General features: G+C 54.6%; 1 rRNA gene. It reads left to right on the forward strand.

The window, feature by feature from the left end:
• Nucleotides 1-187 precede the first annotated feature (187 nt).
• Nucleotides 188-1,713 (forward strand): 16S ribosomal RNA (locus AC50YA_RS23040).
• The last annotated feature ends 435 nt before the right edge of the window (nt 1,714-2,148 follow it).

The raw sequence follows: 2,148 nt of genomic DNA on the forward strand, positions 1-2,148 counted from the left end.
TGTGTCTGTTGTTTGAGAACTCAATAGTGTGCCAAGTTTGTTGATACCAATTGTTTTATTGATTGGTTGTTTTGGCCAGGTCCGCCACCCCGTGGTTGGGTCTGGTTTTTACAGCTGGTTTCAAATTTTGCAGCCTTCTTCTTCCGTTATTTCCGGGGGTGTTGGTTGTGTTCGTTTTTGTTTTACTTCAACGGAGAGTTTGATCCTGGCTCAGGATGAACGCTGGCGGCGTGCTTAACACATGCAAGTCGAACGATGACCTGGTGCTTGCACTGGTGATTAGTGGCGAACGGGTGAGTAACACGTGAGTAACCTGCCCTTAACTCTGGGATAAGCCTGGGAAACTGGGTCTAATACCGGATATGACTCCTCATCGCATGGTGGGGGGTGGAAAGCTTTATTGTGGTTTTGGATGGACTCGCGGCCTATCAGCTTGTTGGTGAGGTAATGGCTCACCAAGGCGACGACGGGTAGCCGGCCTGAGAGGGTGACCGGCCACACTGGGACTGAGACACGGCCCAGACTCCTACGGGAGGCAGCAGTGGGGAATATTGCACAATGGGCGAAAGCCTGATGCAGCGACGCCGCGTGAGGGATGACGGCCTTCGGGTTGTAAACCTCTTTCAGTAGGGAAGAAGCGAAAGTGACGGTACCTGCAGAAGAAGCGCCGGCTAACTACGTGCCAGCAGCCGCGGTAATACGTAGGGCGCAAGCGTTATCCGGAATTATTGGGCGTAAAGAGCTCGTAGGCGGTTTGTCGCGTCTGCCGTGAAAGTCCGGGGCTCAACTCCGGATCTGCGGTGGGTACGGGCAGACTAGAGTGATGTAGGGGAGACTGGAATTCCTGGTGTAGCGGTGAAATGCGCAGATATCAGGAGGAACACCGATGGCGAAGGCAGGTCTCTGGGCATTAACTGACGCTGAGGAGCGAAAGCATGGGGAGCGAACAGGATTAGATACCCTGGTAGTCCATGCCGTAAACGTTGGGCACTAGGTGTGGGGGACATTCCACGTTTTCCGCGCCGTAGCTAACGCATTAAGTGCCCCGCCTGGGGAGTACGGCCGCAAGGCTAAAACTCAAAGGAATTGACGGGGGCCCGCACAAGCGGCGGAGCATGCGGATTAATTCGATGCAACGCGAAGAACCTTACCAAGGCTTGACATGAACCGGAAATACCTGGAAACAGGTGCCCCGCTTGCGGTCGGTTTACAGGTGGTGCATGGTTGTCGTCAGCTCGTGTCGTGAGATGTTGGGTTAAGTCCCGCAACGAGCGCAACCCTCGTTCTATGTTGCCAGCGCGTTATGGCGGGGACTCATAGGAGACTGCCGGGGTCAACTCGGAGGAAGGTGGGGACGACGTCAAATCATCATGCCCCTTATGTCTTGGGCTTCACGCATGCTACAATGGCCGGTACAAAGGGTTGCGATACTGTGAGGTGGAGCTAATCCCAAAAAGCCGGTCTCAGTTCGGATTGGGGTCTGCAACTCGACCCCATGAAGTCGGAGTCGCTAGTAATCGCAGATCAGCAACGCTGCGGTGAATACGTTCCCGGGCCTTGTACACACCGCCCGTCAAGTCACGAAAGTTGGTAACACCCGAAGCCGGTGGCCTAACCCCTTGTGGGAGGGAGCTGTCGAAGGTGGGACTGGCGATTGGGACTAAGTCGTAACAAGGTAGCCGTACCGGAAGGTGCGGCTGGATCACCTCCTTTCTAAGGAGCACCTACGATCACCTTGCCTCATGTATGTGAGTGTGGAGGGGTTGTCAGGAGTATATGCCCGTTGCGCAGACGTTTGTTCTGCGGCGGGTGCTCAAGGGTGGAATATCAATGAATAGCGGCCGTCTTGTCTGTGTCTTCTCTAGTACGGAGGGGTTCCCTTTGGGGTTCCTGTCCTGGAACGGTGGGGTGCGGATGTGGGTGGTTTAGTGTTTGGCACACTGTTGGGTCCTGAGGCAACAGGGCCGGGTTTGCGGCTTTTTGCTGCTGTCCGGTGTTTGTTTGTTTCTGGTTTCCTGGCTGCATCGAGCGCGCACTTTCGGGTGTGTGGGGTGTGTGGTTTGGGGTTGTTGTTTGAGAACTACATAGTGGACGCGAGCATCTTTTATAAGAAGCAATTTCCAAGAATATGAACCTGGATCTGTCTGC

This window comes from Pseudarthrobacter sp. RHLT3-21, assembly GCF_059383495.1.